The 5,565-nt window shown below is 51.6% G+C and carries 4 protein-coding genes; all 4 read right to left on the reverse strand.

The features are described 5' to 3' along the window. Nucleotides 1–582 precede the first annotated feature (582 nt). The 4 genes from JUJ53_RS07205 to JUJ53_RS07220 all read right to left on the reverse strand — a co-directional run bounded on the left by JUJ53_RS07205 (nt 583) and on the right by JUJ53_RS07220 (nt 5,278). Complete coding sequence (locus tag JUJ53_RS07205; RefSeq protein ID WP_204151319.1) at nt 583–1,938, reverse strand: MATE family efflux transporter; 1,356 nt, start codon at nt 1,936–1,938, stop codon at nt 583–585. 466 nt (nt 1,939–2,404) lie between these two features. After that, nucleotides 2,405–3,001, reverse strand: coding sequence for a pentapeptide repeat-containing protein (locus tag JUJ53_RS07210; RefSeq protein WP_204151320.1), 597 nt, complete (start codon nt 2,999–3,001; stop codon nt 2,405–2,407). Nucleotides 3,002–3,311: 310 nt separating this feature from the next. Then, a complete protein-coding gene (locus JUJ53_RS07215) occupies nt 3,312–4,418 on the reverse strand; it encodes a ParB/RepB/Spo0J family partition protein (protein ID WP_204151321.1) in 1,107 nt (368 codons plus the stop codon). A gap of 86 nt (nt 4,419–4,504) precedes the next feature. Further along, nucleotides 4,505–5,278 (reverse strand): ParA family protein, encoded by a 774-nt coding sequence (locus tag JUJ53_RS07220; RefSeq protein ID WP_204151322.1) that lies wholly within the window; start codon nt 5,276–5,278, stop codon nt 4,505–4,507. Nucleotides 5,279–5,565 lie beyond the last annotated feature (287 nt).

The following is a 5,565-nucleotide window of genomic DNA, read 5'->3' on the forward strand; positions in this document are numbered from 1 at the left end:
TAGAGTCTTTTGTAATCATCCGAGTTTGGGGGGGGGGTCTAGAGTCTTTTGTAATCATCCTCTAATCTTGTAATCATCAAGCTTCTGGCGAATTAGCCTAGGTTCACCCCTAGGGGCCTCCCGGCGGGATCCAATTCGATCGCTCTGAATACATCAATTTTCATTTGGAGAGAGAAAAATCTGATCGAGGGGTGATCGAGGGACAAAATCACCCCCGCGTGATTACAAAAAATGGGTCAGCGTGATTACAAAAATCACCCCTGCTTGATTACAAACTTGATTACAAAACGGGAAAATCCGTCCCGAGGTGCGATCGCCCAAAAAAACGCCTCTATCCCTTGCTAGCAAAAGCGTAGAGTCGATTGTAACGGAATGTATCCGATTGTTAAGCAGTCACAAAAATTTACAAAAATTGGTGGTTTTTGCCCGGTGCGAGGGCGATTTTGGGCTGGAGCAGCCAAAAACTTGCCAACTTTTCAAATATGTGCATTCAGCGATCGAGTCCATCTGCCGGCCCGAATCCGGACGGCGATCGCTGCCCATGGCTGCTATGCATCGGGTGGATGGAGGGGGAAGGTGGCATCAATCTGGGGAGGCTGGAACCGCTGGATCCAGCGATCGAGCAGTGGTTTTGAGGCTTTTGGGAACTTGGAGACCTAGTGTAATCACCCGTGTCATCATATAGATGGCTAGGGCCAGCCAAAGAAGCTGTTCGTTTTGCCAATAGCCTGCTAGGAGGGCTGTGGGCGCAAACCCAAGAGCCGTGGCGATTACAGCGGTATTGCGTAGGACGCGTCCTTGGGTCAAACCTAGAAAATAGCCATCTAGAATATAAGCGATCGCCCCAAATCCCAGGACAGGCAGCAACCAGCCAATCACCTGTGGAATCTGGTTGAGGACGGGGGAATGGGAGGTTAGGAGCTGAAATAAGGGACGTTGAAACGCGATCGCCCCTCCTGCGATCGTTAACCCTAAAGATAAGCTGAGGACTAGAGATAAGCTTAATAATGGCTTTAATCGAGTTAGATCTTTTTGACCATGGAAACTTCCCGTAAAACTTTCCGTAGCAAAGGCAATACCGTCGATAAAATAAGACGTAAAGGAAATAACCTGCAGCAGCAGCGTATTAGCAGCTAAGATAACGGTTCCAAGCATGGAGCTGAGGTTGGTGAACCAGGAAAACGCCAACAGCAGCGCAAAGGTGCGAATCATAATATCGCCATTGAGCACTAGGGTGGTGCGTAGGGCTTGCCAGTCTGAAAGCTGCTGGGTCAGTCGTGGCATCGGTACTCGTCGAATATCCCCCCAGGCAAGCAGGAGGCCTAGGCTGGCCATCGCCACCTGGCTGAGCATCGTAGCCCAGCCCGCTCCGGCACTTGCCCAACCGAGCTGGACAATCAGCCAGTAGTTCAGGATCACATTACTGCCGTTGGCGACCAACGAGAGCAAGAGCACCTGTTTTCCTTGCCCTCGGCCCAAAAACCATCCCAGTAAGACAAATCCTAGGAGGTTGGCCGGCGCGCCCCAAATCATAGCGTTGTAATAGGCGAAGCCCGCGTCTTTCACCTCGGGCGGGGCGCTGAGTATAGCAAATCCTAGTTGCCGCAGCGGGACTTGGAACACCAAGAGCCCAAGGGCAATGGCGATCGCTAAACAGCCGTTTCGCACGCCCACACCCACGACCTCATCTTGGTTGCCCCGGCCAAGAGCCTGGGCCGTGAGTCCCGTGGTGCCCATGCGCAGAAAGCCGAAGCTCCAATAGAGCACATTGAACAGCACAGACGCGATCGCCACTCCGGCTAAGTGGCGAATATCGTTGAGATGGCCCAAAAAAGCCACATCCATGAGACTGGCTAGGGGCACCATGAGGTTGGACACAATATTGAGGATCGCCAGCCGCAAAAACGGTTGGTAAAATCGATGGCTCGGACTCTCCATGATGGCTTCTTCCGCTTCCAATCTGGTCTGGGATGGCTTGGCGCTAGACGCCTCAAGGAGCCTGTATTCTAACGATCTTTCTAGGGTGGCGATCGCGTCACCCGATTGGGTGAACAACATGGAGTAGGACAGAATCGCCCGAGCACAGGACGCTCGGAGTCCATCAATTCTCTAATCTGAATATAGAACAGCAAAACTACGATGCACTACATCCCCAGCTTGCCTGGGGCTTTTTTTGTCTGTGCGACGGTAGGCGGACTCTCATTAAATGCCGCTGAATTGCCGGGTTTCGACTCCGCTCAACCCTCTTTTGATCAGGATTGGAGCATAGAGCGACGTTGAAAGGTTTGCTAATCCTTTCGTCCTTCCACTTAGCGATCGCTGGATGAATCAGAGCGATCGCCCCTCAATCGCCCCTCATATGAAGCGATCGGCTATCCAGGATGTTTTAACAACAATAGCTTGATCATGAATCTGCTTGTCGATAGCCATTAGGCAAAACCGTTAGACGGTCAAGGTTGGCATCTTTGAGGACTGCCGCTTGGGCTCGGAAAAGATTGCAGTCTATGAACTGAGTTTCTTTGAACATCGCGGCGGAAAGATTTGAGCTGGACAGATCGACGCGATTGAGCTGAGCATGGCTGAAATCGGCGGAGCGTAGGTCAGCCCCTTGGAGCGAGACGGTCTGAAACAATGTTTTCCAACAGGTGGCGTAGCAAAGATTGGCTCGGTTCATCAAACTGTTTTGGCAGTCTGCTTCAGAAAGATCGACGGATTGCAGCTTGGCGTGGCTCAGGTCAGTATGGTGCAGCCGCGCACCTCTAAGATTGGCTCTGCTGAGATTGACGTAGGGTAAATAGGCATGGCTCAGATCACTGCCTTCGAGGTCAATGCCCTGGAGTTCTCCCTCAAAGAGATGGGCTCCACTTAAGTCTATGTTTTTGAACTCTCGCCGCCCTTGAGTATAGTCACAATAGAGATCCTCAACGCTAATCCTTTGCATCACAATATTTGTCACGTCATACCCCAATGCCGCACTGGCATTGAGACCCGGCAACTGCATAAGTATTTATGCTTGATTAAAATATGTTACGTGAGCCTTGACGTTTCATGGTCATCACTTAACGGTTTTTTTAGGATTTGGCTGGATTCATAGACATCAGAGAAATTTTTGATAATGTTCCTGATGCTGGGGGGGTGTCCTGTAAGAAATGAGTGGTAGATGCACCCTGATTGATTCATCCCTAGGCAACCCCTAGGGATTTTTTTTTGCTTGTGCGTCCTCTTTTGAGGCGATGTGGGCTGATGTGGGTTTGATGACTGGACAAGCACCGCGCCAGATTCATCTCGCCAGATTTATAAGGAATGGGGCATTACAACAGCGACTCAAGCTGTTCGAGTAATCGGGCAATTTTTTTCTGAGCGGCCGGATCCGACCAGGCCGGCGATCGCTTCCCTCGGGTATAAAGTTGCTTCAGGCGCTGTTGCAGCTCGGTAGCTGATCTGGCGCTTGAACTAGTGGTTGATTGGGTGGCTGGGGAGGATGGGGAGACAGCCTGTTGGCGAATGCGATCGCGAATTTGGCTGAGAGAAAGATGCTCTTGGATCGCTGCATCCAGGAGCGATCGCCGCTGAGATTCGTCTTTTACACGGGCGATCGCCATGGCTTTGGTGTAGGCCAGCTTGCCCTGGCGTAGGGCCGTCAGAATGTTCTCATCTAGATTCAGCAGAGGTAGACGGTTGCAGGTGAACGACAGCCAGCTCATACGTCCCAGCTCGTCAAAGATGGCTTGAATGGTTTGGGCCAGCTCTGCATCCAGCGTAGGAATAACGTTATTCCTAGATGTTGATGGTGTCGTTTCATCACGGGCGATCGCTTCTGAATTGGTGGTGATGTGTGTAGGAATAACGTTATTCCTAGTGGTGCTTGGCGGGGTATCGTTCACCGACAAAGAGGCGATCGGCAGGGAGGATAGCCCAGATTTCTCGGCGGCATTCTTCATCTGATACAGCAGATTGGGCACCTCTTCTACAGGGCGATCGAGGCGGATAGCCAGCAAATGCAGCAAACTTTCCGTTTCATCGAGGGGGTTGAGATCGTCGCGCTGCAGGTTTTCGATCAGGGAAATATGTAGGGCTTCACTGTCCGATAGATCGCGGATGACCACCGGCACCTCCGTGAGTCCTGCCGCCTGGGCTGCTCGATAGCGCCGTTCTCCAGCAATCAGTTCGTAGGGTTTGGTCGCATGGTGGGCGCTGGGGCGGACAATCAGCGGCTCTAAAATGCCGTGGATCTGCACGGATCGAGTCAACTGCGCTTGCTTGTCTGGATCAAAATAGCGTCGCGGTTGGGGCGTGATTTGAATATCGGCGATCGCTACAAATTCTGCCGCAGCGATCGCTTCATCGTGAAATAGATCGGTCAGGGGATTGATAGGCGTGACATCTAAGCCATAGGGGCGATCGCGTTTTCGAGTCATGCGGCAAATGTAGGGTTGGATACTAGATGTTGGAATACTAGACGCTTTAGATCTGGTGCTATGTGCCTTGATTGCTCATCGTAGAGTCAGAGCAATTTTTCAAGATGATCCACAATCGACGATAGGCTAGCGATCGCTTTATGGCGTTTGTCATAGAGGGCCAGAGGCAGACGGGCCTCCGCAGCATCAGCAAATCCGGTAGACCAAGGAATCGGATCGTAGACGGGGGCGACGGTGGTAAAGCGATCTTGAATAGCTTTTAAGGTGCGCTCATCTTGGCTACGGCGGGCGTCAAACAGGGTGGGCGCAAAACCGGCCACAGCCAGCTTACGATTGGCGCGCCGCTTCACCCGCGCTAGGGTATTGAGCAATAAATTAGTGCCCGCAAAGGCCTTGAACTGAGTTTGGATGGGCACCAGCACATGGGTAGCAGCCACCAAACTGATGTAGCTGAGCAGTCCTAAGCTAGGTGGACAGTCGATCAAAATCACATCATAGCGATCGCTGATGGGCTCAAGCGCATCCTTGAGTCGAACATCACGCATGTCTGCCGACACCAGCACCAGCTCCGCCGCCGAGAGATTGATATTAGCGGGACAAAGATCCATCCCATAGATGTCTGGCTGAATGGGCAGATCCATCACCGTTTGCGTCGTTTCATCGTCAACGAGGGCGTTGTAAAGCGTGAGGTCTAAGCTATCGGGATCGAGACCCATGAAGGTGGTGAGAGATGCTTGGGGATCCATATCAACGAGCAAAACCCGCCGCTGTCGCTCGGCAAGCTGGTAGCCAAGGTTCATGGTGAGGGTACTTTTCCCAACACCGCCCGATTGATTGAAGAGGGCAAGAGTAATGCTCATGGACATCGGTGGAGTGGTGAAAAGGTCTAGGAACGGGGATGAGATGGTAGCAATTTTGGGTTAGGAATAACGTTATTCCTATAGAGTGAGATGTAGGGTGAAATGGTCGGTGGTCTGGCTGCTGGGAGAGCGATCGCTTAGTAGAATTTTAGGCTAGGACTAGCGTTATTCCTAAAAATAGTTGGGCAATCCAGCAATTCTCATTTTGACCAGTAGCTTGCCCAATCTGCCGAATCCTGAACGAAAGAATGAGCTTTTTCAACAAATCTATTGACACTGTTCTCAAT

The sequence above is a fragment of the Leptolyngbya sp. CCY15150 genome, assembly GCF_016888135.1.
Classification (GTDB): domain Bacteria; phylum Cyanobacteriota; class Cyanobacteriia; order RECH01; family RECH01; genus RECH01.

Bases quoted from the DNA above. Each gene is read 5' to 3' on its own strand.
- JUJ53_RS07210 (WP_204151320.1), bottom strand. From the start codon at position 3,001: ATGCAGTTGCCGGGTCTCAATGCCAGTGCGGCATTGGGGTATGACGTG.
- JUJ53_RS07220 (WP_204151322.1), bottom strand. From the start codon at position 5,278: ATGAGCATTACTCTTGCCCTCTTCAATCAATCGGGCGGTGTTGGGAAA.
- JUJ53_RS07215 (WP_204151321.1), bottom strand. From the start codon at position 4,418: ATGACTCGAAAACGCGATCGCCCCTATGGCTTAGATGTCACGCCTATC.
- JUJ53_RS07205 (WP_204151319.1), bottom strand. From the start codon at position 1,938: ATGGAGAGTCCGAGCCATCGATTTTACCAACCGTTTTTGCGGCTGGCG.